General features: G+C 63.5%; 32 protein-coding genes. 12 read left to right on the top strand and 20 right to left on the bottom strand.

Translation table 11 applies throughout. The annotated features are described in order from the left end of the window. Window positions 1-46 precede the first annotated feature (46 nt). The 4 genes from GGR03_RS03400 to GGR03_RS24565 form a co-directional block, all read right to left on the bottom strand. Window positions 47-1108 carry a DNA polymerase III subunit delta' gene (locus tag GGR03_RS03400; protein ID WP_183206138.1) on the bottom strand — a complete coding sequence of 354 codons (1062 nt, stop codon included), beginning with the start codon at window positions 1106-1108 and terminating at the stop codon, window positions 47-49. Then, window positions 1105-1779 (bottom strand): dTMP kinase, encoded by a 675-nt coding sequence (gene tmk / locus GGR03_RS03395; protein ID WP_183207009.1) that lies wholly within the window; start codon window positions 1777-1779, stop codon window positions 1105-1107. The genes GGR03_RS03400 and tmk overlap by 4 nt, the downstream gene beginning before the upstream one ends. 22 nt (window positions 1780-1801) lie before the next feature. Then, window positions 1802-2983, bottom strand: coding sequence for a D-alanyl-D-alanine carboxypeptidase family protein (locus GGR03_RS03390; RefSeq protein WP_183206137.1), 1182 nt, complete (start codon window positions 2981-2983; stop codon window positions 1802-1804). A gap of 101 nt (window positions 2984-3084) precedes the next feature. Beyond that, window positions 3085-4206, bottom strand: coding sequence for a septal ring lytic transglycosylase RlpA family protein (locus GGR03_RS24565; protein ID WP_281378950.1), 1122 nt, complete (start codon window positions 4204-4206; stop codon window positions 3085-3087). Window positions 4207-4900: 694 nt separating this feature from the next. Between GGR03_RS24565 and GGR03_RS03380 the strand changes: the two genes are divergently transcribed. The 4 genes from GGR03_RS03380 to GGR03_RS03365 all read left to right on the top strand — a co-directional run bounded on the left by GGR03_RS03380 (window position 4901) and on the right by GGR03_RS03365 (window position 6609). Then, entirely contained in the window at window positions 4901-5125 is a 225-nt protein-coding gene (locus GGR03_RS03380) for a hypothetical protein (RefSeq protein ID WP_183206136.1), read from the top strand. Window positions 5126-5235: 110 nt separating this feature from the next. After that, a complete protein-coding gene (locus GGR03_RS03375) occupies window positions 5236-5526 on the top strand; it encodes a hypothetical protein (RefSeq protein ID WP_183206135.1) in 291 nt (96 codons plus the stop codon). 304 nt (window positions 5527-5830) lie between these two features. Beyond that, window positions 5831-6295 (top strand): hypothetical protein, encoded by a 465-nt coding sequence (locus GGR03_RS03370; RefSeq protein ID WP_183206134.1) that lies wholly within the window; start codon window positions 5831-5833, stop codon window positions 6293-6295. A 44-nt stretch (window positions 6296-6339) separates the two neighbouring features. Beyond that, on the top strand, window positions 6340-6609 hold the full coding sequence (locus tag GGR03_RS03365) for a helix-turn-helix transcriptional regulator (RefSeq protein WP_183206133.1): 270 nt from the start codon (window positions 6340-6342) through the stop codon (window positions 6607-6609). A gap of 22 nt (window positions 6610-6631) precedes the next feature. Here GGR03_RS03365 and GGR03_RS03360 read toward each other — a convergent pair whose 3' ends face one another. Continuing rightward, window positions 6632-7072: a helix-turn-helix domain-containing protein gene (locus GGR03_RS03360; protein ID WP_183206132.1), complete on the bottom strand. Its 441-nt coding sequence runs from the start codon at window positions 7070-7072 to the stop codon at window positions 6632-6634. Window positions 7073-7253: 181 nt separating this feature from the next. Between GGR03_RS03360 and GGR03_RS03355 the strand changes: the two genes are divergently transcribed. Then, window positions 7254-7610, top strand: a complete 357-nt coding sequence (locus tag GGR03_RS03355) for a hypothetical protein (protein WP_252920103.1) — start codon at window positions 7254-7256, stop codon at window positions 7608-7610. Window positions 7611-7642: 32 nt separating this feature from the next. On the opposite strand, the gene GGR03_RS03350 is transcribed toward GGR03_RS03355, so the two are convergent. Next, complete coding sequence (locus GGR03_RS03350) at window positions 7643-7897, bottom strand: hypothetical protein (protein WP_183206131.1); 255 nt, start codon at window positions 7895-7897, stop codon at window positions 7643-7645. Between the two features lie 214 nt (window positions 7898-8111). On the opposite strand from GGR03_RS03350, the gene GGR03_RS03345 reads away from it, so the two are divergent. Both GGR03_RS03345 and GGR03_RS24165 read left to right on the top strand, forming a co-directional pair. Then, window positions 8112-8372 carry a hypothetical protein gene (locus GGR03_RS03345; RefSeq protein WP_183206130.1) on the top strand — a complete coding sequence of 87 codons (261 nt, stop codon included), beginning with the start codon at window positions 8112-8114 and terminating at the stop codon, window positions 8370-8372. A 387-nt stretch (window positions 8373-8759) separates the two neighbouring features. Beyond that, window positions 8760-9119, top strand: a complete 360-nt coding sequence (locus GGR03_RS24165) for a MarR family transcriptional regulator (RefSeq protein ID WP_183206129.1) — start codon at window positions 8760-8762, stop codon at window positions 9117-9119. Between the two features lie 1063 nt (window positions 9120-10182). Here the strand turns inward: GGR03_RS24165 and GGR03_RS03335 are convergent. Next, window positions 10183-10842, bottom strand: coding sequence for an SOS response-associated peptidase (locus GGR03_RS03335; protein ID WP_183206128.1), 660 nt, complete (start codon window positions 10840-10842; stop codon window positions 10183-10185). A gap of 587 nt (window positions 10843-11429) precedes the next feature. Between GGR03_RS03335 and GGR03_RS03330 the strand changes: the two genes are divergently transcribed. The 3 genes from GGR03_RS03330 to GGR03_RS03320 all read left to right on the top strand — a co-directional run bounded on the left by GGR03_RS03330 (window position 11430) and on the right by GGR03_RS03320 (window position 14044). After that, window positions 11430-11666, top strand: coding sequence for a DUF6894 family protein (locus GGR03_RS03330; RefSeq protein ID WP_183206127.1), 237 nt, complete (start codon window positions 11430-11432; stop codon window positions 11664-11666). Window positions 11667-11887: 221 nt separating this feature from the next. Beyond that, window positions 11888-13444, top strand: a complete 1557-nt coding sequence (locus tag GGR03_RS03325) for a PAS domain-containing sensor histidine kinase (RefSeq protein ID WP_183206126.1) — start codon at window positions 11888-11890, stop codon at window positions 13442-13444. 351 nt (window positions 13445-13795) lie between these two features. After that, window positions 13796-14044 (top strand): hypothetical protein, encoded by a 249-nt coding sequence (locus tag GGR03_RS03320; RefSeq protein ID WP_183206125.1) that lies wholly within the window; start codon window positions 13796-13798, stop codon window positions 14042-14044. Between the two features lie 40 nt (window positions 14045-14084). On the opposite strand, the gene GGR03_RS03315 is transcribed toward GGR03_RS03320, so the two are convergent. Further along, window positions 14085-14348 carry a WGxxGxxG family protein gene (locus tag GGR03_RS03315; protein WP_183206124.1) on the bottom strand — a complete coding sequence of 88 codons (264 nt, stop codon included), beginning with the start codon at window positions 14346-14348 and terminating at the stop codon, window positions 14085-14087. Between the two features lie 131 nt (window positions 14349-14479). Here GGR03_RS03315 and GGR03_RS03310 point away from each other — a divergent pair, with 131 nt between their 5' ends. After that, complete coding sequence (locus tag GGR03_RS03310; RefSeq protein WP_183206123.1) at window positions 14480-14809, top strand: hypothetical protein; 330 nt, start codon at window positions 14480-14482, stop codon at window positions 14807-14809. A gap of 712 nt (window positions 14810-15521) precedes the next feature. Here the strand turns inward: GGR03_RS03310 and GGR03_RS03305 are convergent. The 4 genes from GGR03_RS03305 to GGR03_RS03290 all read right to left on the bottom strand — a co-directional run bounded on the left by GGR03_RS03305 (window position 15522) and on the right by GGR03_RS03290 (window position 18412). Then, window positions 15522-15878: a hypothetical protein gene (locus GGR03_RS03305; RefSeq protein WP_183206122.1), complete on the bottom strand. Its 357-nt coding sequence runs from the start codon at window positions 15876-15878 to the stop codon at window positions 15522-15524. Window positions 15879-16107: 229 nt separating this feature from the next. Then, window positions 16108-16761 (bottom strand): DUF1236 domain-containing protein, encoded by a 654-nt coding sequence (locus GGR03_RS03300; RefSeq protein ID WP_183206121.1) that lies wholly within the window; start codon window positions 16759-16761, stop codon window positions 16108-16110. Window positions 16762-17050: 289 nt separating this feature from the next. Next, the gene (locus GGR03_RS03295; protein WP_183206120.1) at window positions 17051-17458 is read right to left on the bottom strand and encodes a hypothetical protein; all 408 of its coding nucleotides are present in this window, start codon (window positions 17456-17458) and stop codon (window positions 17051-17053) included. Window positions 17459-17527: 69 nt separating this feature from the next. Next, entirely contained in the window at window positions 17528-18412 is an 885-nt protein-coding gene (locus tag GGR03_RS03290) for a lysozyme family protein (protein WP_183206119.1), read from the bottom strand. Between the two features lie 203 nt (window positions 18413-18615). Between GGR03_RS03290 and GGR03_RS03285 the strand changes: the two genes are divergently transcribed. Further along, window positions 18616-18891 (top strand): hypothetical protein, encoded by a 276-nt coding sequence (locus GGR03_RS03285; protein WP_183206118.1) that lies wholly within the window; start codon window positions 18616-18618, stop codon window positions 18889-18891. Window positions 18892-19324: 433 nt separating this feature from the next. Here GGR03_RS03285 and GGR03_RS03280 read toward each other — a convergent pair whose 3' ends face one another. From GGR03_RS03280 to GGR03_RS03245, 8 genes are read right to left on the bottom strand one after another with little or no spacing between them, the layout of a single operon-like run. Further along, window positions 19325-19678, bottom strand: coding sequence for a hypothetical protein (locus GGR03_RS03280; RefSeq protein WP_183206117.1), 354 nt, complete (start codon window positions 19676-19678; stop codon window positions 19325-19327). Continuing rightward, a complete protein-coding gene (locus GGR03_RS03275) occupies window positions 19675-20853 on the bottom strand; it encodes a hypothetical protein (RefSeq protein ID WP_183206116.1) in 1179 nt (392 codons plus the stop codon). The genes GGR03_RS03280 and GGR03_RS03275 overlap by 4 nt, the downstream gene beginning before the upstream one ends. 37 nt (window positions 20854-20890) lie before the next feature. After that, on the bottom strand, window positions 20891-21247 hold the full coding sequence (locus tag GGR03_RS03270) for a hypothetical protein (RefSeq protein ID WP_183206115.1): 357 nt from the start codon (window positions 21245-21247) through the stop codon (window positions 20891-20893). Next, window positions 21244-21654 carry a hypothetical protein gene (locus tag GGR03_RS03265; protein ID WP_183206114.1) on the bottom strand — a complete coding sequence of 137 codons (411 nt, stop codon included), beginning with the start codon at window positions 21652-21654 and terminating at the stop codon, window positions 21244-21246. The genes GGR03_RS03270 and GGR03_RS03265 overlap by 4 nt, the downstream gene beginning before the upstream one ends. Next, entirely contained in the window at window positions 21651-22046 is a 396-nt protein-coding gene (locus GGR03_RS03260) for a hypothetical protein (RefSeq protein WP_183206113.1), read from the bottom strand. Before GGR03_RS03260 ends, GGR03_RS03265 begins: the two co-directional genes overlap by 4 nt. After that, window positions 22043-22519 (bottom strand): hypothetical protein, encoded by a 477-nt coding sequence (locus GGR03_RS03255; protein WP_183206112.1) that lies wholly within the window; start codon window positions 22517-22519, stop codon window positions 22043-22045. Before GGR03_RS03255 ends, GGR03_RS03260 begins: the two co-directional genes overlap by 4 nt. Beyond that, window positions 22520-22942 carry a hypothetical protein gene (locus tag GGR03_RS03250; protein WP_183206111.1) on the bottom strand — a complete coding sequence of 141 codons (423 nt, stop codon included), beginning with the start codon at window positions 22940-22942 and terminating at the stop codon, window positions 22520-22522. It abuts the gene before it with no gap. 25 nt (window positions 22943-22967) lie between these two features. Then, complete coding sequence (locus GGR03_RS03245) at window positions 22968-25631, bottom strand: phage tail protein (protein WP_183206110.1); 2664 nt, start codon at window positions 25629-25631, stop codon at window positions 22968-22970. Window position 25632: the final 1 nt, after the last annotated feature.

The following is a 25632-nucleotide window of genomic DNA, read 5'->3' as shown; positions in this document are numbered from 1 at the left end:
TCGGCGGGCCTGCTCAATCGGCGGCTCCCGTGCGGCGAGCGCAGGGTCAGGCGGCGTCGCTGGCCGCGCGCTCGGCATAGAAGCCGTCGAACAGCGTCAGCAGGGTCTGCTTGCGGTCGAGATTGTACGCCGCCGCCTCACGCAGGCGCGAACACTCCGCCTGCCAGAGTGCTGCCAGCAGCGCTGCGCCCTCCCCGTCGCCGGCATCGAGGCGCGCCTCGCTCGCTTGTGCGATCGATGCCAGCAGAGCAGCCAGCAGGAGGTCATACGCGGCTTCGCGACCCTTCAGCGTCAGCGCGTCGGCCATCGCGTGGATGGCGTTCCAGTCCGGCCGATCCGCCTTCAGGAGAGTCGCCAGGGTCGCATTGATCTCGATGCCGCCGCTGCCGATCAGCATCAGCGCCTGCCGCACGCTGCCTTCGGCGAGCGGCGTGGCGGCCTTGATCGCCGCGGCGTCGGTTCCCGGACGGCTGGCCTCTATGGCCAGTGCCAGATCCGGCGGCTCCAGCGGGTCGAAGCGCAGCAGCCGGCAGCGCGAGCGGATCGTCGGGAGGAGCCGTCCCGGCGCATGGCTGGTGATCAGGAAGGTCGAACGCGGCGGCGGCTCCTCCAGGATCTTCAGGAGGGCGTTCGCGGCGCTGCGGTTCATGTCGTCGGCCGGATCGATCAGCGCGACGCGCCATCCCGACCCCGAGGCGGTGGCATGGAAGAACCGGTTCAGCCGGCGCACCTCGTCGACGGTGATTTGCGTGCGGAAGCCGCCGGTGCGCTCGTTGCCCGGCCGCACGATGTGGATCAGTCCGGGATGGGTGCCCTGGGCGATCTGCCGGACCACCGGATCATCGGCGAGAAACGCAACGGTCGCGCCGTCCCGGCGCTCGGGACGTGCGCCCAGCAGGGTTCGTGCAAACGCATAGGCCGTGGTAGCCTTGCCGATGCCGACCGGCCCCTGCAGCAGCCAGGCATGGTGGAACCGCTCCCCGGCGCGCGCCGCAAGCAGTTCTTCCCAGGCCGGGTGGTGGCCAAACAGCCGCAGCGTCGAAAGCGGCCCCGTGACGCCGTCGATGTCGTCATGCGCCGCTGCCGCGCCGAGGTTCGCATCACTCATCGAACCCGCCGGCTGGCATCGAGCGACTGGCCGACGGCCTCGAAGCGCGCCGCCTCCAGGCGGTCGTCGACGATCTCGGCGACCTCGGCGGCCACGGCGTCGACCGACTGCGTGCCGTCGACGACGACGCAGCGCTCCGGCTCTTCGGCGGCGATCTTCAGGAAGGCCTGGCGCCGTCTCTCGTGCAGCGCCTCGGCCTCCTTCTCGAAACGGTCGATCGCGCCGCCGCCGCGGCGCTCGCGGGCCCGGGCAGCGCCGAGATCGGCCGGCACGTCGAGGATCAGCGTCAGGTCGGGATAGACATCGTCGAGGGTCGAGCGCTCGAGGCGCTGCATCAGGCCCTGATCCAGCGGGCTGTCGAGGAACTGGTAGACCCGCGTGGAATCGTGGAAGCGGTCGCACAGCACGATGTCGCCGCGCGCCAGCGCCGGGCGGATCACCAGCGCGATGTGATCGGCGCGGGCCGCCGAGAACAGGATCGCCTCCATCTCGGGCCCAAGCGCCTCGGCCGCGCCGGAAAGGATGACGTGGCGGATCGCGTCGGCGCCGGGCGAGCCGCCCGGCTCGCGCGTCGTCACGACCGTGTGGCCGTCACGCCGCAGATGCTCGGCCAGGCGCATGATCTGCGTGGTCTTGCCGCTGCCTTCGCCGCCTTCGAAGGTGATGAACATGCGTGTCACTGCCGCTCCGCCGTCAAAACGCCCGGACCCAGCCGAAGGCGAGCTCCTTGGCCGCCCCGAGTGCACGGTCTGTGAAGCTGCCTGCGGAAGAGTCATTTCCGGCGACGAGTTGCTGCGACAAGACAGGCTCGCCGTCCACCAGCACGTCCAGCGCCGCCACAGGGTCGCCCTTGGCGACCGGCGCGATCAGCGGGCCTTCGTAACGGATCCGGGCGCGGACGCGCTCCCCGGCCTCCACCGGCAGCAGCACGGTCACCGGCGTCTCGGCGACGGCGGGGACCCAGCCGGCAGTGCCGCCGAAGACACTCGCCGAGCCGATCATCGCGCCGGCATCGAACAACTGGACCTGCTCGAAGGAATCATGCGCCCAGCGGAGCAGCTTGGTCGCCTCCGCCGCACGCTCCCGTTCGCTTTCCAGGCCGCTCATGGCGAGAAACGTCACCCGCCCGTCCTGTTCGGTGACCCCGAGCAGCGCGTAGCCGGACGCGTCGGTATAGCCGGTGCCCAGACCGTCGGCGCCGATGCCGGCCGACAGCAGCGGGTTACGGTTGCGCTGGAAGATCTTGTTCCACTCGAAGGAGGGCTCGGCATAGATCGTGTAAAGCTCCGGATAGCTGGCGCGCAGATGCCGGGCGAGCTTGACCAGGTCCGTGACCGTCACCTGCTGGCCCTCCGCCGGCAGGCCCGTCGGATTGACGAAGCGCGAATTGTTGAGACCGAGTTCCGCCGCCCGCTCGTTCATGCGCGCCGCGAAGGCCGCTTCGGAGCCCTCCATGCCCTCGGCGAGGATGATCGCTGCGTCGTTGGCCGCCTGCACGATCGTGCCCCGGATGAGGTCCGCGACCGGCACCTGCGAGTTCAGCGCGGCGAACATCGTGGAGGTGCCGGACGGCGCGCCGCCCGTCCGCCAGGCGTGCTCGCTCACCGGAAAAGTCGTCTCGAGGCTGATCTCGCCGGCGCGGAGCGCCGCGAAGACGATCTCCATCGTCATGATCTTGGCGAGAGAGGCCGGCGGGAACGGCTCGGCCGGGTTCTTCTGGTACAGGATCGTGCCCGTCTCGCCATCGACCAGCAGGACCTCGACGGCCGTGGTCTCCACCGCGGGCGGTAGAGCCTCCTGCGCCGTCGTGGACGACGCCGGAAATACCAGCACGGTCGCGGCGGCGAGCGCCGTGATGATGGCTATCCGGAACATGAGGCGGACCTTCGGCCTGGCGCCGGACACAAGCATTGCGTCCGCGGAACGAGCCCAAACTAGGCTGTCAGGCCCCGTGACGGCAAGATCGATCGTGTCGGTCAGTCGCGGATGACGAAGGCGTCGCCCGCCCCGACCTGCCACAGGCGCTGCAGCACCGCGTCGGCGGAGGCGTCGGCATCGACGCGCAACGATGTGGATATCATCGCGGTGCCGGGCACCGTCTCGGTTTCCAGCGCGCCCTCGCCTAGCGTCACGCTGCGGACCCGCTCCATCAGGGCCGGATCGATGACGCCGATCTGAATCCGCTCGGCGGCCGGCACCTGCCCCATGGCTGCTGCCTGCTGGACTGCCGCAAGCGCACCGCCCTCCGCGGTTGCGCCGGCATAGGATGAGCTGAACGCCGGGATGCGGGCGGCGCCGAGCAGCCGGCCGAGGTCGATGCCGCCCGTGCGGCCGGCATCGTCGGCGGCGCGGCCCTGCGGGCGCACGCCGGGCAATCCGGCCGCGCCGGCAAAGGCCATGAGCGAGCCGCCTTGGCGCGTTGCCCCCTGCCCTTCGGCGACCATGACCGGTGCTTCGCCGGCAGCCGCGCCGGGCTGATAGCTCGCCATCAGCACCGCTGTATCGTCGCCCTCCAGTGGCGCGCGGCCGACATATTCGACCTTCACATCGGCGATCCCGGCATTCTTGAAGCCGAGCAGTTCGGCGGCCTGCGACGAGACGTCGATCTCGCGGCCGTGCGAGAACGGGCCGCGATCGTTGACGCGGACCATCACGCGGCTACCGGTCTCAACGTTGGTGACCATCGCATAGGACGGCAGCGGGAACGTCTTGTGGGCGGCCGACAGGCCATGCATGTCGTAGATTTCGCCGTTGGCGGTCAGCCGGCCGTGGAAATTCGGCCCGTACCAGGAGGCCTGGCCCTCGCCGACATAGCCCGGCTCGTCCTTCGGGTAGTACCACTCGCCGCGGACCTTGTAGGGCTTGCCGACATGGGCGCGGCCACCGCCCTTTGGAACGCGCTTGAGATTGGTGACGCGGGGGCTGGCGGGGACGCCGAAGGTCTTGGAGTCGAATTTCACTGCGGTGCCGATCTCGGCAAGTTCGTCGCCCGATGTGTCGGCGCTGGTCCCCTGGCAGGCCGGCAGAACCAGCCCTGCGGCCAGAACGACCCCGAGGGCCGTCATCCGACGCCCGTAATCCGCTGCCACGATGGCCATGCGGTCCCCCTTCCCCATGCGATGCTCTGCACCGAGGCGCAACGAACGCTCCCCAGCGCCCGAACCCCTGAAGCGGCCGAGTTAACAGCGTATGAATCTGTGAATCAACGTGACCGAACGTGAAAAACTGGCGCCGTCGTCGCTTCGCTCTCTTGACAGTGGCACACTTGCACCGGGCGTATTTCAGTTCTCAGCCCGGTCATTCTGCCGGCACCGCGTGCGTGCCCGGCTGCGCCAGCCGGCAAGCGGTTGCCCCCGCATCCAAATCCGCGACGAGACTACGACACGTGACCCCGCAGCAGACCTCTGAACCGGATAAAAGCCGCATTTCCGCTCGGTTAATGCCGTATTCGAATTCCGATCACGAATTGTTTCGATGAAGCGTCCAATGCATCGCCGCCGATCCGCGCGCCCTGCCCGACCCTTGTCATGGCGACGCCGCGCAGGTAACTCGGCAGGCAGCGGATGGGTGGCCGAGCGGTTGAAGGCACCGGTCTTGAAATTCGGTCATAGGCGTATTCGACCGTATCAAGCCATGCCGCGAAAGCCCTGATTACAAGGCGCCCTACCCTCCCGCCGTGCGGCTCTGTCCGTGCCTATATCGCTCTGTGCTACCGAGTTGGGTAGCAAAATGGTAGCAGTCTGTTCTCACGGCGTTCCGCCATCATGGTAGATCGCCAAGTCGGATTTACACATGACAGCCAAACATATCGGTACCGCTCAGTTGATATCCGAAGACGGCACAATCCTCACGGCCTACCAGTTCGAAAACGTTGCCACGCCGGAACTGATAAGCGGAACGCAGGCCGTCGGCGGAACTACGTTCTGGGAATTTCCAACCGGCAAGCCTCTCAACACGGATGACGACGCTGAATTCACCGACCTCGACGGTAGAGTTTTCCGCCTCGTCAGTCCCTAAGCCGCCGCTAAAAGTGCGCCGCTGGACCTCGGCAGATCCATGCGACATGCTCGCAACATGGAAGGGAGACGAAGCGTGGGCCACTCCGGCCCGAGTGGAGGTTCCGTTAGATGAAACCCATCAAGCAATTGGCTGGTAGGGGTAATCTCAGCAGCGCCGATGCGTCGATCGCCGTGGATTACGAGCTGACTGTTTGGCACGATGCGCGCACCAATTCCCGGTGGGCAGACGGCAGGCTCATCAGCGATGAGCTGTTGCCGCACCAGGTCGATTTCATGAAAGTACCGCCACCGAAGCTGACGCTTTCAAATGGTGATCAAGTTGAGGTCGTTCTTCGTCACGTGAACGCGTCTGGCGGGACATTTGGGGTCAATGGTCCAGTACCGGGCACCTCATACTGAGAGTGCCACCTCATGACCGACGGGTAAGAGGTGGGCTAAGCTACCTCAGGCAGGGCGTCCGTCGCCGTTCCCAGCCCGGCTGGTCTTCCAAACCTCGTATGCATCCACCACAGGAGGAGCATCAGCCTCAGCTTTGTGAATGAAGATAAGGCGTCCGTCGGGCATGATCTCGGTCCGCAGGATCTCCAGGCCGCTTGCCTGGAGCGCTTTAGCCGCTCGAACGACATCGGACTGTTTGAAAGACGACGGGCCACGTCCCATGATCGACCTTTCTTGAGCTTCGGCTCTGGTTGTGAGGCCACTGATGCCGTCAATGCCCCGCGCGCAGAAGGGACGAAGTAGCGTCCAATACGATGTACGCCTTACCGACTGGAGATGGGAATATGGCTTTTCGGTCGGCGCGCCGCTCGGACACGGTCTGCCACTGGAACCCTACTTCGATAATCGGGAGATCGAGTTGTTCGGGGCCCCCATCCGGCCCAGCGGCCTGAAGGCGGAGGCGGCTAAAATCCGGCTTTCGTTCATCGTCGATTTGAAGGAGATGATAGGTCGGACTCCGCCGCCGACGATCGGGGAGCTCTATCTGCGCAACGGATTGCTCCAGGCCTACGTGTTCATGCCGACGGATGTCCTTCCGTCCATGCTCGTGATGCTGACGGCGGATCGGTTCAAGCGCGTGTCGATCTTGGCGCCGAAGCTTCATTATCGGACGTCCCAGATCCAAGGGTTCCACTTCCATCGAAACATAGAGGATGCGATCGTCGATTAGGCTAAGTCGCTACTTAATAGACCTCGATGCGTCAGGAGTTTTTCATGAAGGTCGCTGACGTGGTCATCGTTCCTCGAGGTCTGTCCCGCTCTCAGGCTGCGGCCTACGTGGGGATCGGAACGACTTTGTTCGACCGTTTGGTCACCGCCGGCAAGATGCCGCATCCTCGGGAGATTGGCGGCCGGCGGATCTGGGATCGACACGAAGTCGACATGGCCTTTGACGATCTGCCGCGGCTCGGTGAGGCAGAGCCTGCGCAAAATCCTTGGGACGTTGCATTCGGATTCGTTTCCCCTGCCGGAGATAGGAGATAATGGCCCCAAAGCCTGGCGATGCCTAGGTTCCTGCTTTAGGCACCACCCTTGCTGCAGCCTCGTACGCCACGACGCTCTTGTGGCTGACGCGAATGAGCTTGCCGCCAAATTTAAAGCTCTCCAGCTCCTTCCTTCTGATCAGGTTTCTCACAAGCGTTTCCGAGCAGTTCCAGCGCTTGGCGAGCGTCGCAGGCGTATAAGCGTTCGGCTGCATCACCGCACTCACCTCAGGCTTTTTGGTGGCCTCCGCTACTTCAGCAGGGAGAGACACCAGCCATCGATCGAGATGCACCCGAAGATAGCGGTGTCCCTCTTGCCCGAAGCTCAGCGGCGGAACCGGACATAGGCTGCGGAATCCGCTTTCGGTGAGGCCGCAGTATGCAGCAGCCAGACGAACGGTCAGAGCGGCAGGCCAAGACGGTAGGTCTGCCTGATCCGCGACATCAGCGCCGGAAATTCCCATTGGCTCGAGCCTCTTCTGCCTAAGCGGCCCTGCACTGGACCTGATCGGTGTTCGCAAACTCAGCAGCAAGCTCAATCGCCAGGGCGAGGCATGCCGCGCTTGATGAGGCCGGGATCGTGAGACGGTTGACTTCATCCTGGCCCAGCCACAGTCTCGCCATATTGTTAATCGGGAGACAAGTGTGAAGCGAGTTTTGATGACTGTTTGTGCAGGCTTGGCTGTGACTGCCTGTGCCAAGCGTCCCGATGCCATCCTCCCGGTCGAGGTGCCGATGGCCGCATACAGCAACTTAAGCTGCGAGGCCCTATCGCAGGAGTACCTCCGGGAGCAGTCTGCTCTCGCTGCAGTCTCCCAGCAGCAGAACCAAGCGGCCACCGGCGATGCGGTGGGAGTGTTCCTGCTCGGCGTACCAGTCTCTAGCACCTTCGGCGGTGACAAGGAGGGTCAGGTCGCGGTGAACAAGGGTAAGGTCAACGCTATCGATGCCAACTTGCGCGCGAAGGGCTGCCGATCGCCCTCCGCTGTCGCGGCTGGCTAAAACTCCCGGCGCCGCGTCAGCAGTGGCGCCGGCTAGCCAGCCTTAGGCAACAGCGCGCTGGGGTTTGTAGGCGCCGGAGCGAGCCGTTCGCCAAACGGCTGCTCGGCAATCACGAAGTGCCGCTCCACTGCCGCGGCGATCGCCTCCGCCATCTCCGCCTGAGCAAGGTCGTGATCCTGCCAGGAGACGCGTGGTCGCTTCTGTGCGCATCGCTGCCGCGTCTCTGGTGGCACTGCGGCGAGAGCGAGCTTGATAATGGTCCGGAGTTGGCGGGCGGTGTGCGACATGAAATCCTCGTCAAGAATCAGGGTCGATGGTCTGCCGCAACAGGAGTACCTCCACCTCACCGATGGCCAGCGTCAAGCCGCGACGGGCTTCGCCGTTGACGCCGGCCACAGCAGCCACAAATCAACAAGATGATCCGCCGACTGCTCGCCCGCCTCTTCCGACGATGCACCGAGGTGGGAGGATCGCATTGACACGAGCAGAGGTTAGTCCGTGATGTCAGGAAAGCCGGACATTCGCCATTCAGGATTTGCTACTTCCCATATCGCCCTTATGCACCGGCTGGGCGATGGACCGGTGGAGGACTCAGTTGGTCTGGAGATGAACGAAATGACCGGGCACGAATTGCGGGTAGCGGACCATCTCACGGGTGCGAAGCTCGCCGAGGTCGTGCCGGGCTGGCGGAATACATTCTGGTACCGTCTTACCCCACAAGGCCGTGAGATGCTGCAGCTGCTTTCATCAATCGGGCTGTGAGAACGTTGCGGATAGTCGGGTGTACCGCCGGCCTATCGCTGCCGAATGTGACGTGGGGCCCCGTCGACAAATGATGCGCCACCTTCTCACCCGCATTTTCGGTGCCTCTCGCAAGATGCAGCAGGACGCCAGGGATCTCATCATTCTCCACGGGCCTGAGAAGGCGTGGCGAAGGGCGCGCGACAAGCGCCGGATAGCGGGTGTGGTAGATGCACAAGATGCCCGCGTTCATTGGGATGGAGTCATGCGCGAGATCGAGCGACGCTCAAGCTACCGGCACCAGCCGGACAGGGACGGGATTGAGGAGCGGTAGCAGCCGGTGGCAGTGCTATCTCCAGGAGCTAGTTGCAGCCTCCCGCTTCCAGGGCCTGCGTGGAGAATTCGTCCGTGACCGAGACACCGTCGAACATCAGGCTCCTGCCAAACCTCCTCTCTATCAGCAAGTCCCTCCGAGCGCTGATGGGCCTCAAGCTGGCTGAACTTGGCCTTCATCCTGGGCAGGATGAGCTGCTTTTGGCTCTCTCGCCGAATATGGGCACGGGGGTCTCGGTTCTGGCTAACCGATTAGGAGTGCGTCCCTCGACAGTGTCCAAGATGGTGGATCTCCTTGTCCAAGCCGGCCAAGTGGAACGCGCAGTGAATCCAAGAGATGCCCGCCGCACCGTCATCTGCATCACTCCTTCTGGAATCGAAATGCAGGGCAGGATCATTGAAGTGTGGCTACGGCTTGAAAGCGAGTTCCTGTAGATCAATAACCGGGTACGTGTGGAGCAGGACCTCAAGCGGGTCCAAGACATCATGGCTGCACATCTGAGAAAGCGTCGATAAGATGACGATGTTACCCGCCCCCGCCGCCGCTACTGGAACAGCGTTCGAACGCCAGTCCGGATACGCGCACCAGCCCGACACCGCGACGCGCTATCTGGAGCCGTGACTTGGGGGTGACACTTTGTGGAAGAGAACCGGCAGATGCGCGCACGGTTGCAGCGTTCCCAGCTTCGCTCAATCCGATCGGGTTACCTAATCGAGATTGAGATGGCACGACGCTGACGGCGGTCGACCCGCAGATCGGTGTCAACGGTGTGGAGCGAAGGGCATGACCACGCTTTCGATGACACTGCCCGCCCTCGTTTTCCTGTGCGGCCTGATGGCCTTCTACGTCACGGAAAACTAGTAAGGAGCCTTGGGCTCGTGCTCTCGGTGTCAGTAGTAGCGATCCCGGTATCGGTAGCCACGATCCCACCGCTCACGATGATGTGGATGCCAAGCTCTGTGACGATAATGCTCTCGGGGGCGATATCGCGGCCAGTCATCGATCACGTATACTGGTTCGGCGTAAATCGGCTCTTCGTAGATCACTGAGTAGGACCCGCTGTAGTAGCCTGTTTCGGCGACACAGCCGCAGAGCATCACAGCGCTGAGCCCTACTACAGATACTCGCAGCACCTGCTTCGCTAATTCCATTGAACCTCGGCTCCCGGTAGCGCTACGCACCGTTCTCGCCACTTCCGGTTTTATGGCACGAAGATGAGGTATGAACACGCAACACACCATATCGCGGCGGCGGTGTAGCAGCCATACACGACAAGGTCGTGGGCGTTTTCTTTTTTGCGATCTCGAATAGATTGGGTGCGCATTGTGGATGCTCCCGGTTGGTGAAGAAGGCAGTAAGCGACAATGGTCCGGCGCAATTTTGGACGCTAGGTCGAATCTTATTTTTGTGGTTAGCAAGCCGCTAAATATAACAGTGGCCGGGCATGGCCTCTGCTGAAGGCTCCCTGAATTTAACCTGGGCTTTGAAAGGCCTATCCTATGCCGCCTCCCCGTCCTTCCGCTCCCCGCGCGCCACTATCCGCAGCACGTCATCCGGCAGCGGCCGCTGAAGCGCCGACGCCTCCGCCCATTCCGCCCGCATCCACACGTCGATCTCCTCCGGCTCCGTCAGGATCACCGGCATCGCCTTCGGGTGAACCGGCGCAACGACTGCGTTCGGCTCGCAGGTGAGGAAGCCGTAGAGGTCGGCATTGACCTCCCCCTCCTTCACCTTCCGCACGCTGGTCCAGTTCGTCCAGATCCCGGCGAACACCATCAGGGGCCGGCTCTCGTCCCGGGCGAACCAGGTCGGCACCTTCTTGCCATCGATCGTGTCGTATTCGCAGAACGACGTCAGCGGCACGACGCAGCGGTTGGCCGGCCCGAGCCAGCGGCGCCAGTGCGGGCTGTTGGTCCGCCGGATGTTCGTCACTCCGGGGTCAGTCTTCTTGCCCTCGAGCACGAACTTCGGCGAAGGCATGCCCCAGCGCGCCATCGTCAACTCACGCACGCCGTCCTCGCCGTTCCGCACGATCGGCGCGGTCGTGTCGGGAAAGACGCCCGGCAGTGGCGGCATGTTGCCTGTCCGGTCCCGCATGGCTCGGGTGAACTCGAGAATGGCCGTCTGGCCCTTGGTGATGGAGTAGAGGTTGCACATCACGGAAGGAGAGCACGGGCTTTGGTAGGCGTCGAGATGCGCCCAATCATGCAGACTCTTAGCTTCGTCCGTCGCTGCATCCCCCTCGCGTTCATGTTGCAGCCGGTTCCCTTGCTTTGTAGGGGTTCTCCGTTAGCTTCCGCTACTCCACGTGGCATGGGGTGCAACATGACTGGTGCCAAAAGAACCACGGTAGCGTCGTCGTTGAACAGCGCTGATTGCCAAGCTCGGGCAGACATCGCGAAGGCCGAAGCTGCGGACGCCGCGACAGCCGGTCAACGACAGCGGCTAGAGGAAGCGCACAGAAACTGGCAACGCCTGGCCGATCAGGCGCGCGTTATCGAAACCGCAAAGGCGCAGCGGTTGATGAACGAGCCAAGTTGAAGTGGCGCGGCCTGCAGTATCAGGCATGCCGGCAGGACGCGCGCCCTCCACAACGCCAGAAGGCCGCCGCACCGTCCGTCGAGATAGCCGGACCGCAGCCCACGGCTGCTAGACGACCAAGTACATTCCATCGACGCAACCGGATCAGATGGAGAGCGAAAGCGTCGGCTATGGTAACTGGCGCCATTGCCGCGGAGACATCTATGGCCCGTTACTATTTTGACATCGATGACAATGGTCTCACCGTCCCAGACGACGAAGGCATCGAGTGCAGGACATTGGCAGCGGTACGCGAAGCTGCCATCGATGCCCTTCCCCGGATGGCCTGCGACGCCAGACCAGGCGGCGACCACCACGTGATCAGCATCAGCGTACGTGATCAGGCCAATATGCTGGTCTTCCACGCGTCGCTGACCCTCGAGGCCGGGTGGCGGCAGTAAACTCATCCCCCTCGACGAAAGCCGCCGCCGGCGCAGGGACGGCGAGTTTTGTGCATTCCTGGAGAAGGTTCTACCGCGAACCATTTATAGATGTGGCGATGAGCCTCCGACACTCGCTGTAACTGGACAAGTCGGGACGTCTGCGACACTTAGCAATTTCGCTTGCGCTTCCGGTGGCCTTCCACCGCCTCAGCAGGGCGGCGACACGCAGAGGGTTTTGAATGGAACAGGTCGAACGGTTCTCCTCCTCCCTCACGGAGGACGGGCGCTACCGGATCTTGATCGAGGCGGTCACCGATTACGCGATCTACATGCTCGACCCCAGCGGCATAGTCACTAGCTGGAACCCCGGGGCCCGGCGGTTCAAGGGATACGAGGAAGCCGAGATCCTCGGAGAACATTTCTCTCGCTTTTATACCGAAGAAGACAAGGCGGTCGGGCTCCCGGCTCGCGCCCTTAAGACGGCGGCTTTGGACGGAAAGTTCGAGAGCGAGGGCTGGCGCGTGCGCAAGGACGGCTCTCGCTTCTGGGCCTATGTCGTGATCGATCCCATCCGCGACATGAATGGTAGCCTCGTCGGCTTCGCCAAGGTCACGCGGGACCTAACCGAGCGCAAGGAACATCAGGAAGCTCTGGAACGGGCACGCGAGGCTCTGTTCCAGTCGCAGAAGATGGAGGCGATCGGGCAGCTTACCGGAGGCATGGCGCACGATTTCAACAACCTTCTGATGGCGATCCTCGGCAGCCTCGAAATGGTGCGAAAGCGGATTCCTGAGGATCGACGGATCACGCCACTGCTAGACAATGCGATTGCTGCAGGCGAGCGAGGCGCTGCGCTGACCCAGCGCATGCTGGCATTTGCCCGCCGCCAGACCCTGGAGTTGGCGCCGGTTTCGCTACCCGCTCTCGTCGCCGGTATGGCTGGCCTGCTGGAGCGATCGGTGGGACCCGGGATCGAGATCCAGACGCAGTTCCCCTTGATCCTGCCGCCAGTCCTGACAGACGCTAATCAGTTGGAGTTGGCACTGCTAAACATCGCGGTGAATGCGCGAGACGCCATGCCCGGTGGGGGGACAATCACCATCTCAGCGCGCCGAAAAGAGGTTTCCGCCGACGAAGATGCAAGCCTGAGCCCCGGGAGCTACGTCTGCCTGGCAATTACCGACACTGGTGAAGGTATGGACGAGACGACGCTTGCACGCGCGACGGACCCCTTCTTCACCACCAAAGGCGTCGGCAAGGGAACTGGCCTTGGCCTCTCCATGGTCTACGGTGTTGCAGAGCAGTCGGGCGGCTGCCTCACGCTGAAGAGCCGTAAGGGAAAGGGCACCTCGGCGGAGATCTGCCTACCCGTCGCCGCGGCCGCGCCCGTTCAGCAGGAAGTGTCGGTTCGGGCACAGCCGGCGGAGCCAGCCACGTCATCCCTGACGATTCTCGCCGTGGACGACGATCCGCTGGTGCTGATGAACACGGTGTTGATGCTGGAGGACATGGGGCACCGCGTGTTCGAAGCGACGTCAGGGGCCGAAGCACTCGACATTCTCAAGCGCGAAGAGGCTGTAGATCTGGTGATCACCGACCACGCCATGCCCCGCATGACCGGTGCGCAGTTGGCCACAGCCATTAGGGCTGAATGGCCAAACACTCCGATGATCCTGGCGACGGGCTACGCAGAACTGCCCCCGGGTGCGGATGAGGGACTACTGAAACTCGACAAGCCGTTTCGGGCGGCGAAACTTGCCGCCGCCGTGGCCCAAGCCGTTGGAGTAGTGCATTAGGCGAACCGCCGAGCTCGTTGAGGCTCAATCGCCTCCAATACGAGGAGGGCTTTACCGTGATCTCCTGTCCCTCACGTCCACTGCGAAATTCGTTGATCAAGCTGGTCTTGCTTCTGCAAGGAACGCCGCCAATCCGTCATGATCCACGGCGGTCATCTGCATGAGCTTGGCAGGTCACGCGGGGGAGCAGGTCGACGAGCGCGTGTTCCGGCTCAACCGCGGACGGCCCTATTCAAGATGAAAACGCGGCGCGGCGAACTGCCAGAATCGGTTGTTGCTCGCGAATGTCGGTTTCCGTTAGCATCACTCGATAGAGTCACAGAGGTGACGTCCCTTAGAGGGATGACTTCCATGATCGCACCACTGACATCATCTGCAAATGACCCTGTCCCGGCGGAAACAGCCACACCCGCTGACGGCGAGGCGACGCTTCGTCCAGGGTCTGTCTTCATCAGCCAAAACGAAGTGCGCTTTGCGCTGGATGGCGGATTCTCCGTGGACGAGGTGGCGTTCATGCTCGACCTCCGCGTTCCGTCCCCAGAGGGGACAATCAACGGCGAATCTCATGTCCAAAGCCAAAAAGAGCCGCCGCCCCGGTGAAGGGACGGCGGCTTTGCATCGCGTAACGAGTAGGTGACGCCTAAACGCGCGGGCGGTTTGCCGGATCGATCGGCCTGTTGACGGTATCAACGTGCGTGGTCCGCTTGCGCCCCGCAAGCCCGGCCAGACCCAAAAGGCCGATTAACCCCAGCCAACCGAGATCGAAGCCGTCGTCATCGTTCTGATTCGTCGTCGGCTGCACCGTTTCAGTATCTGGCGCTGTCGCCTGAGCGAGAGCAGCAGTGCTCGTCGCGGCGAGAAGTCCAGCAGCAAGAGCTGCGGCATAGAAAGGATTGCGTAGCATTTGATGTCTCCAGTGATCACTGGAAGCTGCAATGCCAGGAGGGTGTGAACGTTCCCGTGAGCGTGCCGTGAAGTGTGAACAAAAAACCTTTATGCACGCTGGGTGAGCATGAATGCTGGGAGGAATTGCACATGGCTGAGAACGCCCGTGACTGGGCTCAATACATAACGAGCCGACTCGAGCGGCGGAACGCCGCGGCTGTTGGGGATCTGCGGAAGAACCTGAACGCATTCATCGCCAACACGCTGGCATGCGTTGAGCAGGGACCTGAGGTAAACCAAGCCGCCGCGTCGGTTCGAACGGCCACGCAGCGATACCTCTCCGCTTCCCTCAGCGCTCCTGGATTGTACGACAGATCCGCCAACAGCGAGCCGCTCAGAATCGCGGCAGTGCAGGCCGCACAGGCCTTTGAAGAGACCGTCGTGGCGGCCCCGGCCTCCCAAGGGGTGAAAGACCTGTAAGCGGTGCCGGCAGGAGAGCATAGCAGCGGGCGGGGGTTGAGATCGTAAGGCAGCCGATCACGCGGAAGTCGTTCACCTGCAGCCGGCAGATGTCCGGCCTGTTCCACGGCGAGGCCCACTGGCCGAGACGACGCTAGCTGTCCACGTGCACGGGGCGCGAGCTGCTCCCCCCGGCGAAAAAGTCCTTGTAGTACCTTGCTGCCTTCGGAGCTTCCTGCAGGTTCAATCGTTTCCTCCTGCGATAGGGACGTCAGGCGGAGGAAGAGCCGTGCTGAAAAGTTTGGTTATGGGAGTAGGGTTACTGGCGGCCGGTGCGGTTCCGGCTGGGGCTGGGCACCTCCAAAGTGATCCCTCGGTCCAGCAGTGGCATGACGCCCGCTACGTCTGCAAACTAGGCAAAGATCGCCAAGGAGCCCGCGTGCCAGAACATGAGCGAGACGCCATCTGTCATACGCTTGAGCGGTTCAGCATCATTCTTCAGGAAGGTGCCCACTGCTGGAGCGCAACGAAACAGGAGTGGCTCCCATCCGGGCGGGCCAACGGCTTGTGCGATCACATTGCTACGGCGCGCTAGGGTCGGCACGGCGCCGCTGCGTTGTGGTCCGCTCACGGCAGTTCGCTGCTGACAACCGCATGAAAAGTGCGAGATAAGGCGAACGCAAAACAGAGGCCCCGGAAGGGGCCCCTATTCAGTCCTGCGGGTTTACCGCAATTAACCGTCAATCTGCTTCTGAACGGCCTGGGCAAGGGCTTGGGACGAAGACGTCGCCTCGCACGTTGCCTCGCCGGCTTTCTTCTGCTCGGCCAGGACGTTGGCATTTACGTCGCAGACCGTTGCCGCCACGCCCACCGGAACCTGAACCTGCGTGACGTCCACCAAGTCGGAGACCTCGACATTCAGATCGTTGGCGATTTCCTGAAGCACGACGTCGCCCAGAGAAACCGTTACGAGGCCTTCCGAGGTGCTGTTGTTGCCGCCGCCGCCAGCATTGGCGGAGTTGCCCTGTGCGAAGGCAGAGCCAGCAAGAGCGAGGACGAGAACGGCTGCGGATGCTGTGGTCTTGAACATGGTATTATTTCCTAGTGCTCTTCGTCCCTGTCGAGCACCATAACCTTTCGAAGGCTAATCCGTTCCGGGAAAACCGGCCCGCGCAGAAGTGGGCCCAAGCCATCGAAACAGCGGCTACCTGCCGTCGCTGCACTCTGTCCGACGAAAGTTTCGCCAGCAGCAAAGAAAGCCGCCGCCCCGGTGAAGGGACGGCGGCTCCGCGTAATGTGTTACGGCGATCGTGGTCGGATTACCGGACGACGTATACTACCTGTCGGTTGCTCGGATCAACGAGTACCGGCTGTCCATTCACATAGACATACTGGTATTCGTAGTCAGGGATAGTCTGCAGTTCCACCGTCTCCGGGAGCTGCGAGCCCACCACGGCCTCTCCCTCGAGGTACACCGGATCAACGGGGTTCGATCGGACATACTCGATCCGCTCATCCGGCGGATTGATTGCCGCACCTGCTACAAGCCCGGCAGCGCCTCCGATAGCGGCACCGATAGGGCCACCAACGATCGCGCCAGCCACGGCGCCGGTCGCCGCGCCGGCAACCTCGCCCGTGCCGCCGCTATCCTCGTACGTGACGACCGGATACTCGGTCCGCCGTTCGGTGACGACCACAGTCTCGCCGCCCACATCGGCAGTCAGGTACTGGCTGTAGGCCCAGCCGGTCGTGCCGTCGACCGTGACCCGGCACCAGGCGCCGCTGTCGGTGCAGCCTTCGAGCGTGACTGTATCATCGGTGCTCATCGCGCCGACAATCTCATAGTTTGGGCCAGGCCCCGCGCGAACGTTGAGATCGGTCGTCGCAGAGACAGTCGTCTGCGCATAAGCAGGAATGGCCGTCGCGGTGATTAAGGCAGCAGCGCCGGCGCTGAGGAATGTCTTCAGTTTCATGGTTCATCTCCCGTTATTGGCACGCGCTTCTCAACGGATGAAAGCGCCCATCCGTGCAGCTAACAGAAGACACAACCGCAGAGTTCCAGAGTTCCCCCGCCCTGGCTTTTCAACCAAAACGTCGTTTATCTGAGGTTCATCAACATGGCGGCTGGTGGCATAGTAAATGCTTGATATCGATGACACTTTGAAGGTCTGGCGATCCACCTTGTCCGGCTTCAGACAAGAAATGACCTAGATTCAAACGCGGAGGCATCGGCGGCTGATGCATGACAACGGTCTCAGACGGTCAGGACGCCCGGCTCTCCCGAGCGGAAAGCTCCTTCCGCAGCTCGGCGACCTCCTCCTGCAGCGTGTCGACCTTGCGGGTCAGATCGTGAATCGTCTCCTGCAGGTTCATCTCGCGATGGGCTGCCTCGGCAAGTGCAGTGCGAAGGCTGATACCCCGGTCGAGCTCGCTCTCGTACAGTTCGCGCATCCGGACGACTTCGGACTTGATGTCCGCGTAGAAGGCTTCGCGCTGGTCGACCATCTCCTCCCGCTCGGCTTTGCGGGACTCCCTGGCCGCCTGAAGCTCGGCCTGATGGTTCGCGTCCCGCCGCCTCACAATGGCCCACAGGCCCACTGCGAGAGCCGTGGCGACGGGGAGGAGATAGACGGCGAGGTCTGCGTATTCTCGGTACATGTCATTCGGCATGGGGCGCTGCTCGGTCCCAGCTTTCAATGCGGTGGACGAGCGGCGCGGAGCCGGCGAATTGGGCACGGATCACGCCGGCGCCGTGAAACGCTTGTCACGGGCGAGGTAGCTGGCGATGAAATTGGCAACGAGGCCGGAGAAGGCTGAGGCCACCACCGTAAGGGCAATGGCCGCTTGCGTGTCGTTCTGCCATGCCGCAGGGAATGCCTCAGTCGTCGACCAGAGGTAGAGCAGCGCCCCGGTCACGCCGCTGGTCGCGAAGCCCGCCTTGGCCCCCTGGACAGGCTTGTTCATCTGCTCGATCGGCGAGAGTTCAGGGCCGCCATTGTGGCCGATCGGTGCGGGCATGGTGGGCTCCTCTGTCTGTTCAGGCTTCGGAATGGGGACGGGAGCAGGCGCCGGCATCGCGTTGCCGAGTTCCTTCACCTCGTCGATGACGCGTTCGACCTCCTCCGGGCTGACCAGCGCCTTGTTGAGCGGGTCGCCAGTGTAATAGCTCTGCCCCCGCGCAACCTGCCGGTGGGGGCCCTTCACGCTGGCGAGGACAGGGAAGCTCGCCCACTCTTGCGCCAGGCGCTTGCCGAACTCGGTGCGGCTGATCTGCCCCGCCATGAACGCCTCATAGCCGCGGCGCTTTAGCAGGTGGAATGCGAGCCGGTCCTGCAGGTCCTCGTCGAGGATTTCTGTTCCCCGCAGCCCCAGCTCGCGCTTCAGGTCGGTGAGCGTGGCGCGCATGAACTGATAGCCAGCGGCGGCCGATGAGCCGAAGCGCTTCGACCAAGACGCCTGAGCGCCCAGAACCTCGTCGATCGTCATCTGCGTGACCGGCTTCGGGAGCTTGTCCTGGTTGAAGCCGAAGATCACGTTGTAGCCGGACGGGCCATCGGTGCCGACTTCCGTGGCGCGCACGAAGTCGAGCATCCGAGCCGCGGCGAGCGGGACGGTGCGGTCCATTGTCGGTCTCCTGTGGTGGCAAGAAAAAGCCCGCCGCGGCAGGACCGGGCGGGCGGGAGTCACAGTTCTTTGGGCGACCTGCGCGATCCGTTGAGCTTGTGCGATCGGGGCGAGCCGCCTACTGGCAGCGGGCCAACAGGGAGGCGCTCGCGACAGAGCGCAGGTGCGTCATTCCGTTTCTATACGAGCTCAAGCAATCTCTCGTGGCCACTACGGGCGTGTACGAGCCAACTCTGCACGTGATTATCGGCTTGATGATTTTCCTCGCTGCACTCGCAGCGTGGCGGTCGCCCCGCATTGCCCTTCTCATCGTCCTTGCTGTGCAGTGCCTCAATGAACTCAATGACTTCTACGTCAAAGGTCAGCCGGCCATGACCCTGATCGCACAGTCGATTGAGGACACGGGCTACACGATGGCGCTGCCCCTGTTGATCGGCTGCTGTCTGCTGGCGTTCAGTAGGCTGAAGGTACAGAAATAAGAATGCAGCATAAGGAGAGCACGTCCCTGTGAAGTGCGTTGCATGGTGGTTCTCCTGTGGGTGACGGGCGCAAGAAAACGGCCGCTCAAGGCGGCCGTGTGGGTGGTGGCATGTGCAACCAAAGAGAGAGCCGCTTGCCTGACATAGAGGGAGGAGCTGGTCATGCTGGGTTCATCCGTCGCGGCTACCCTGTCTATGCGTTACCCGAAGGTGCGCTTTGGAATGCAGGAGCATGCATGGCGCTGACGACGCACGACGTAATTGGATATTACTCGCTCATTCTGGGGGAGAAACCCGAGCCGATGGAGGTCGCCTACTATCTCCAGATGTTCGAGGACGTTTGGTCATTGCGGCAGCGGCTTGAGTTCATCGCCAATTGCCGAGCGTCGTCTGCCCTAAGCGCCAGGACTCATCAGGCAGCCCCTGCGGAAAATCACGCGACTGCGTCGATAAAGAACTGATCAAGCTCCGCCTCCGTCTTGCCGAGGAAGGCAGCACAGGCGGCGACGAGCGGGTCAGATCGATCGATTTGCGTGGCGTACTCCCAAGCATCCTGCGCCGCCTCCCTGGCTAGAGTGTCCTCGATCTCATCAAAGAACGCGCTGATCTCGGTTCGACCGATGCCCCACTCTCTAAGGCCGTTGCGAGCCTGCAGAGGTGTAATGAAAGCCGGCACCAGTGGCGGGGCGTCGGCCAACGCGGCTTCCGCTGCCGCGAGCGCGGCGATCTCCGCCACGGTCAGTGGAATGACCTCGTTTTCTTCCATTCTGAAAGGCGCGCTGATCATTCTGGAATACCTTTCAGCACGATGGTCCCGCCACCGAGGGTTCCCGCTAGGGGTCTGACGCGGAATGCGACGATCCGGGAGTTGCTGAGAACTTGCCCGGAAGCGCCGACAGACTGAGGGATGCCGGCGCCGTTCCAATGGAAGACGCTGGAAATGAGCGAAGGCCGAACTCCGCCCCCGCCGGGGTAGATATTCAGCCGCCCTGAAATGCCCTCGGACACGGTGGCGGCGACGCCTGCAGAGATTTGGAATGCAGAGCCGTTGCTGATCGTAGTCCTAGAAATTGTGCTCGTGGCCGAGCTAAAGGTGATGTCCCCGTAGTAGCCTGTCTGCGCCAAGGCGCTGTCGACCCAATAGCCGACGAAAAAAGCATTTGTCGTCGAAGGGAACAGCCCCGTAATGTCCGCTTCGAAGGAGCTGTAGCCGGCGGGCACATTGATATCCAAGAAGGACGCCCCGGCAACAATTGTCGTGGTCGAGATGACGTGGGTGGGCCTGCCCAACGCCGTTCGGGCCGCCGCAGCGCTTGCCGCCGTCGCAAGAGCCACACCCGTCCCAGTAGCCCCGGTTACGACCGATGATCCGTTGGCTGTTATTCCCGCCGCCGTTCTTGCCGCTGCAGCATCCGCCGCCGTGATGAGCGCCGAGCCCGTAGTGGTTGCACCCACCGCCACCCGCGCGGCGGCAGCATTTGCGGCAGTGATCAGCGCGGAGCCCGTAACCGTCGCCCCGATAGCTGCCCTGGCTTGCGCGGGAGTCGTGGTCGCAAGGATCTCCGCGCCAGTAGCTCCGGCCGAAGCCGATGCAAGCACGCCGAGCGACGCACGAACCGCCGCAGCATCGGCATCATCGAACAGCGACCGGACGAATGGGCTGATGTCTGCCAATTGCGCGACCAGCTCGGCCAGCCGCTTGTTCGCCTCGATCGCTGAGGCCGACGCAGCATTGCCCAGCGAGATTGCATAGGCGCCGGTCGACGTGGCGCCGGGCCATGGGTAGGCCAGCGTCAAGGACGTGTTGCTGTTGATCGCCACGATCGGGATGCTAAGCCCCTGCCGCGAGAACTCACCGCCGTTGATGACTTGGATTGCCCACGCCGTGCCGGTCCCGGTCACGGTCTCGCTGCCGCTCGTCACCGTGGCGGTGCCGGTCGCGTAGAAGGGTTGCACCGGCATGGGGCGCTCCTGCGATGTGTGAGAATGCTGAAGGGTGTCAGCCGCCGTGAACGGCGAGGATACTGTCGAGTTCGGCTGGAGACTTGGCCGCGGCTATCTCTGCCTGTGCGTCCTGACGCTCCGCTTCGAGCAGGCCGAGTATGGCTGACTGGCGGTTCGCCCGGATCAAAACCTGTGCCGCGAGGGTCTTCTCGGAGACGCCTCGGCGCTTGGCCTCTGGTGCCAGCAGGAGGGACGAGACGTCGGACGCAACAACGCAAGCGGCGTCGGCCGCCTTGCGTGCATGGACGGCGTACAGGGGTCCGAGAATGGCCGCGTGACGCTCTGCGAAGATCTTGTTGAGCCGCGCCTCTGCCACGGCCCGGAATGCCGTCATGTCCTTGGTCATCTTCATGTGGCGACGATCTCCGCTGACCACGGCAGGTAGGGCCAATGGTCGACCTCGACTCGGTACGTGGCCGGCACGTCAGCGGTCAGGGTGATCGTCCCGCCCTTCCGCTCGATGGGCTGCCCGTCGATGCGCACGACGCAGGGCCTGGGCAGGCCGCGAATGACGGCCTTGTGCTTGCCATCCGCCTTGATGTCGCTCTTCGACACCAGGGCTTCCATGACCGGACGCTTCGTCAGGCAGCCCTCGGAGATGTGGTGGCCGGTGAAGAGATCGATCAGGCCGTCGAACTGGTCCGGCGTCACGCGGACATGCCGGACGCCGGCTCGTTCCAGACCGTCGATCACTTCAGGCGTCACCGGGTCGTCAATGGTCTGGGTGATCCGGCCGTCCTCGTTGTAGATCACGATCACGCAACGTCCCTCCGATAGATCATGTAGTCGAAAATGGCGTTGTAGGAGGCGGTCACGTTCAGCTGGATGTGCGTGCCTTCCGGGATGATCCGTGCGAACCAACCGCGAATCCCTCGCCCGTACTCGGCATAGGTCTGGTCGATGTTTCGCTGCCAGATGAAGTAGACCGGGATGCCGGTGCCCGGCGGCAGGAGGATGAAGCTGTCCGTCGGATCGTGGAAGCCGTTGCTTCCGATCGGCCCCGGGGTGGTGACCACGGTTCCTTTGATGCCGCCACCATGGCCGTAGAAGTTCGATGAGAAGACCAGGTGGAGTGGGTTCCCGCTGGTCGCGTCGAACCCCGGCTTGGACACCTGGACGAATGTTGGTGCAGCGTAGACGCGCAGGCTCATGACCAGGGCCAGTTGTAGACGATGGCGGTATGGATCGGCGGGTAGTCGATCGTGTTGGCGGCGCTAAGGACGAAGACCAGCCGCGACGTCAGCTGAGACCCGTTCGCGGTGACAAACATCTCGGCGCGCGTGTTCGAGTTTGCCGTTCCCCTGAACACGTCGGCTCCCCCATTGAACGAGGCGTCGTAGGACATGACGATCAGCGGCACGAACGGCAGGGCATAGGGGAAAGCGACTGTCGCTGTGGTGGTGGCGTTGTAGCTCAACCCGATGAGGCCGTACGGGGTCGGCGTTGCGCGAGCCGTCACCGTCGTGGTCGTCGGATAGCTGAACCGGAAGATCGGCTGGAGCTGGGCGATGTTGGTATCGAAGAGGCGGGCAGCACCCGGGTTGTCGACGTCCGCTCCTGGCGGCGATATCCTCAATCCGAAGCTGCCGTCCACGTGACGCCCCAGCGAAACCCGCTTCGCCATCTAGGCCCCCAGAATGACGAAGCCGCGCGGTGCTGTGAAGCGCTCGTAAGCATTGCTCGGCGGGTTGTTGACGCCGTTCGTCAGGATCTCGAATTTGCGCGGCGAGGTCAGCGTGTTGGCAGTCGCGAAGAACGCCGGCAGCACGTCGATCCGCTGTTCGCCCAGCGTGTTCAGCCACATGAAGATCACCGCCAGATGGGAGTAGGCGTTCGCTATGCTCTGCCCGATCACCAGCGTTCGCGGCGTGGCGGTGGCAGACCACTCGGGCGTGACGTTGCCGTTCGGCCGCGTGAGCGGGGGCGCAGGGTCGGAATAGCTACCGCTCCCTACGACCAGACCCGCGAACGGCCAGTTGCTGTCGAAAGCCTTGCCTGCCTCCTGCATCCCCGGCACGGCTTCATAGCCGACGCGGCTGATCAGCAATCCGGCAGGGCCGGCATAAAGTCGCCTAGTCATAGATCGAAATAGTCCCGCCCGACCCGTCGATCAGCATCTTGCCATTGTCGGAGATGAGCTGCTGGAACCGGGCAATGGCGAGCTTCACGATGCCGCCCTGCACGACGAACGGAAAGACGTTCGGGTTCGCGCCGTCGGTGATGATGAAGCGGTTCGCGTCGATCAGGACGGTTCCAACGCCGTTAGTGATGTCGAGGAAGATGCCTGTCTGAGTGTAGCCTGACCCGGCGGTGACGCGAGCCAGGAGCGCAAGCCGAACGCTGCCGCCGCTTCCCCCTGCCACGACCTGCGTGCTGAACAGCCCCTGCGCCGAGACTTCGCCCACCGTCGCCTGCACGCCGCTGATGAGATTTGCCTGCGCCGTAATCGAGTTGCCCTGCTGCGTCACCGAAGTAGACAGCGAGTTGAGCGCGTTGGCTTGGCCGAGGTTGACGCCCTCGACGCTGTCGATCCGGGACTCTACTATTTCCTGACGCTCGGCAGCGACTGCAAGCCCCTCCTCTGTGAGGGTGACACGCCCCTCCATCGTTTCAACAACAGTCGCGGTCCCGGTGGCAAGCGTGGCGACGTCAGTCAGTTCCGCCACCACCCCGTCGGTGCGCCTGGCCAGAGCCTCGGTCTCTGTCGCTCGCGTGGTGCGTTCCTCGATGAGGGAGGCGTTGGCGTTTTCGGCCTCGCTGTGCTGGACGACATTGGTCGTGGCGATCGTTGCCGCGAGGCCTTCGAGAAGCTCCTCGAACCGCGCGAGGCTCTCCGGCCCGAACCGCAGGATCTCCTGGATATCCTCCTGCAGGTCGGCGAGCTCGGCCGCCAGGTCCTCCGTCAGCGTCGTGACGATCTGCGGCGCCGAGAAGAACGTGTTGCGCGGCGGGTTGGTCACCACCGTTCCCTGCAGCGTGTAGGAGGTCCGCGGCACCAGACCCTCAGCCACCACACCGCTGACAGATGCTCGATCGAACGTCGCCTGAATGCGACGCGCCGGATCGTCCGACTTCCAATATTCGATGACAACGGCATCGACCGTCACGTCGTCGATCAGATCCCACTGCACCGTGATCGCAGGCAGCGCCCTGCCCGCTGCGTTGGTGACCTGGCTCGCATAGGCGATGAAACCCTGCAGCGTAGACAGCCGCACCGGGAAGCCGGGCGATATGCGCGGAGGCCGCTCGGGAATGACCACCGAGCTGTCGTAGATGCCGTTGCCGACCTCATCGAGCGTCAGAGTCACGTTGCGGGCGCCATTGGCGTTCAGCGCGCCGAGCGAGCGGCCAACCACCTGATAGGTCCGCGTGCCGTAGCGGGCGCTGGCGAGCGAGATCCAGTCGCCGGGCTCCAGAACGATCCAGCGCGGCCGGACGATGACCGTCTCGGACGCCTGATAGCGTGCCCGGCGCAGCGCCGCCTCGGCGAGGTCCGACGCCTGGCTGGCGACGAACACCGCCCCGAAGTTAAGCGCCTTCGCATGGCGCTCGCGATCGGCCGCAAGCGCCGGCGCCGAGGAGCGGGGGTCGTAGGACGTGGCCGCCCACAGATCGTCCGGTGAGTTGTAGGTGCCGAAGACGGTGTTGACGAGATCCGAGCGCGACCGCTTGGCCCGGAACTGCCGCGGGCTGCCGACAATGATGTCGTCGTCGGTGAGTGTCGCGACCACCGGCTGGTTGGCGCCGACGATCGGATGGTCGCCGTCGACCAGGTAGAACAGGCCGCCGCTGCACGCCTCGAGCACAGGAGCGAGATTGTCCGAATGCGTGACGCCATCGCTGGTGGAGAACAGCGCCCCTGCCCGGTAGCGGAGCGACCGGGTGGGCGTGCTCTCGTCGCAGACGTTCGCAGCCGACATCCATGGCGCAGCGGGAAGATCCGCCACCGGCACGCCCTTGCCGACCAGCAACTGGCCGTTGGCGAAGAAGCCGCGCTCGTAATTGTAGGCCTGGACGATCGGGTTCTCGGAATACTCCCACGTCGCCACATCGTTCCAGCGTTGCGCCCCGGCGCCGCCGGCGGTCGTATCCTTGCGCACGTCATAGAGCGGCGCCCCCTGGAACTCGAACAGGAACTGCGGCAGCGAGGCCATCTCTTCGTCGTCGAAGCGGGCGTTGACGACGACGAACGAAGTCGCCTTGCCGACATGGTCCGCCGTCCATCGCCCGGCCGGGTTGGACGAGCCGACGAGGCCGTGCTCGCCGAACTCGGCCGCCTGCAGCGCGGTGTGCCGCCCGTCGTAGAACCGGATGCGCAGAACGTCCTTCTCGAACCCGGTGACCTGTGCGCCCCGACCCTCGACGTTGCCCCAATTGATCGCGCGCCACTCGCCGTTGACCGCAATCCGCGTTAGCGCCGTGACCGGAAAGTCCGACAGCACGAACACCTTCTGCATGTACTTGTTCGAAGCGCCGTAGGTGTTCGTGTAGACATCATGCCCCGCGACTGCGACCAGCCCGACTGCGACCTCACGCGGCCGATCGGCGCCGTACTGCACCTGCAACTGTGTGCCGCTGACAGGTTCCTGCTTCTGGTCGCCCCGGAGCGCGCTGACAGCGAAGTTGAGCCCGATGCCGAGCAGCGCCTGACCGACGATGCCGAGCCCGCCAACGAACGATGCAATGCCGGTGGCCGCAGCGCCGATGGCCGCGATGGCTGGTGCGATGAATGGCATG

The organism is Aurantimonas endophytica (genome assembly GCF_014196845.1).
GTDB classification, from domain to species: domain Bacteria; phylum Pseudomonadota; class Alphaproteobacteria; order Rhizobiales; family Rhizobiaceae; genus Aurantimonas; species Aurantimonas endophytica.
Note: the sequence above shows the minus strand (reverse complement) of the source record. Positions and strands in the feature narration are given on the sequence as shown.

What these genes read in the sequence shown, in the direction of transcription:
- GGR03_RS03400 (WP_183206138.1), bottom strand. Translation starts at nt 1,108, where the DNA reads ATGAGTGATGCGAACCTCGGCGCGGCAGCGGCGCATGACGACATCGAC.
- tmk (WP_183207009.1), bottom strand. Translation starts at nt 1,779, where the DNA reads ATGTTCATCACCTTCGAAGGCGGCGAAGGCAGCGGCAAGACCACGCAG.
- GGR03_RS03390 (WP_183206137.1), bottom strand. Translation starts at nt 2,983, where the DNA reads ATGTTCCGGATAGCCATCATCACGGCGCTCGCCGCCGCGACCGTGCTG.
- GGR03_RS24565 (WP_281378950.1), bottom strand. Translation starts at nt 4,206, where the DNA reads ATGGCCATCGTGGCAGCGGATTACGGGCGTCGGATGACGGCCCTCGGG.
- GGR03_RS03380 (WP_183206136.1), top strand. Translation starts at nt 4,901, where the DNA reads ATGACAGCCAAACATATCGGTACCGCTCAGTTGATATCCGAAGACGGC.
- GGR03_RS03375 (WP_183206135.1), top strand. Translation starts at nt 5,236, where the DNA reads ATGAAACCCATCAAGCAATTGGCTGGTAGGGGTAATCTCAGCAGCGCC.
- GGR03_RS03370 (WP_183206134.1), top strand. Translation starts at nt 5,831, where the DNA reads ATGCCGTCAATGCCCCGCGCGCAGAAGGGACGAAGTAGCGTCCAATAC.
- GGR03_RS03365 (WP_183206133.1), top strand. Translation starts at nt 6,340, where the DNA reads ATGAAGGTCGCTGACGTGGTCATCGTTCCTCGAGGTCTGTCCCGCTCT.
- GGR03_RS03360 (WP_183206132.1), bottom strand. Translation starts at nt 7,072, where the DNA reads ATGGGAATTTCCGGCGCTGATGTCGCGGATCAGGCAGACCTACCGTCT.
- GGR03_RS03350 (WP_183206131.1), bottom strand. Translation starts at nt 7,897, where the DNA reads ATGTCGCACACCGCCCGCCAACTCCGGACCATTATCAAGCTCGCTCTC.
- GGR03_RS03345 (WP_183206130.1), top strand. Translation starts at nt 8,112, where the DNA reads ATGTCAGGAAAGCCGGACATTCGCCATTCAGGATTTGCTACTTCCCAT.
- GGR03_RS03335 (WP_183206128.1), bottom strand. Translation starts at nt 10,842, where the DNA reads ATGTGCAACCTCTACTCCATCACCAAGGGCCAGACGGCCATTCTCGAG.
- GGR03_RS03330 (WP_183206127.1), top strand. Translation starts at nt 11,430, where the DNA reads ATGGCCCGTTACTATTTTGACATCGATGACAATGGTCTCACCGTCCCA.
- GGR03_RS03325 (WP_183206126.1), top strand. Translation starts at nt 11,888, where the DNA reads ATGGAACAGGTCGAACGGTTCTCCTCCTCCCTCACGGAGGACGGGCGC.
- GGR03_RS03320 (WP_183206125.1), top strand. Translation starts at nt 13,796, where the DNA reads ATGATCGCACCACTGACATCATCTGCAAATGACCCTGTCCCGGCGGAA.
- GGR03_RS03315 (WP_183206124.1), bottom strand. Translation starts at nt 14,348, where the DNA reads ATGCTACGCAATCCTTTCTATGCCGCAGCTCTTGCTGCTGGACTTCTC.
- GGR03_RS03310 (WP_183206123.1), top strand. Translation starts at nt 14,480, where the DNA reads ATGGCTGAGAACGCCCGTGACTGGGCTCAATACATAACGAGCCGACTC.
- GGR03_RS03305 (WP_183206122.1), bottom strand. Translation starts at nt 15,878, where the DNA reads ATGTTCAAGACCACAGCATCCGCAGCCGTTCTCGTCCTCGCTCTTGCT.
- GGR03_RS03300 (WP_183206121.1), bottom strand. Translation starts at nt 16,761, where the DNA reads ATGAAACTGAAGACATTCCTCAGCGCCGGCGCTGCTGCCTTAATCACC.
- GGR03_RS03295 (WP_183206120.1), bottom strand. Translation starts at nt 17,458, where the DNA reads ATGCCGAATGACATGTACCGAGAATACGCAGACCTCGCCGTCTATCTC.
- GGR03_RS03290 (WP_183206119.1), bottom strand. Translation starts at nt 18,412, where the DNA reads ATGGACCGCACCGTCCCGCTCGCCGCGGCTCGGATGCTCGACTTCGTG.
- GGR03_RS03280 (WP_183206117.1), bottom strand. Translation starts at nt 19,678, where the DNA reads ATGATCAGCGCGCCTTTCAGAATGGAAGAAAACGAGGTCATTCCACTG.
- GGR03_RS03275 (WP_183206116.1), bottom strand. Translation starts at nt 20,853, where the DNA reads ATGCCGGTGCAACCCTTCTACGCGACCGGCACCGCCACGGTGACGAGC.
- GGR03_RS03270 (WP_183206115.1), bottom strand. Translation starts at nt 21,247, where the DNA reads ATGAAGATGACCAAGGACATGACGGCATTCCGGGCCGTGGCAGAGGCG.
- GGR03_RS03260 (WP_183206113.1), bottom strand. Translation starts at nt 22,046, where the DNA reads ATGAGCCTGCGCGTCTACGCTGCACCAACATTCGTCCAGGTGTCCAAG.
- GGR03_RS03255 (WP_183206112.1), bottom strand. Translation starts at nt 22,519, where the DNA reads ATGGCGAAGCGGGTTTCGCTGGGGCGTCACGTGGACGGCAGCTTCGGA.
- GGR03_RS03245 (WP_183206110.1), bottom strand. Translation starts at nt 25,631, where the DNA reads ATGCCATTCATCGCACCAGCCATCGCGGCCATCGGCGCTGCGGCCACC.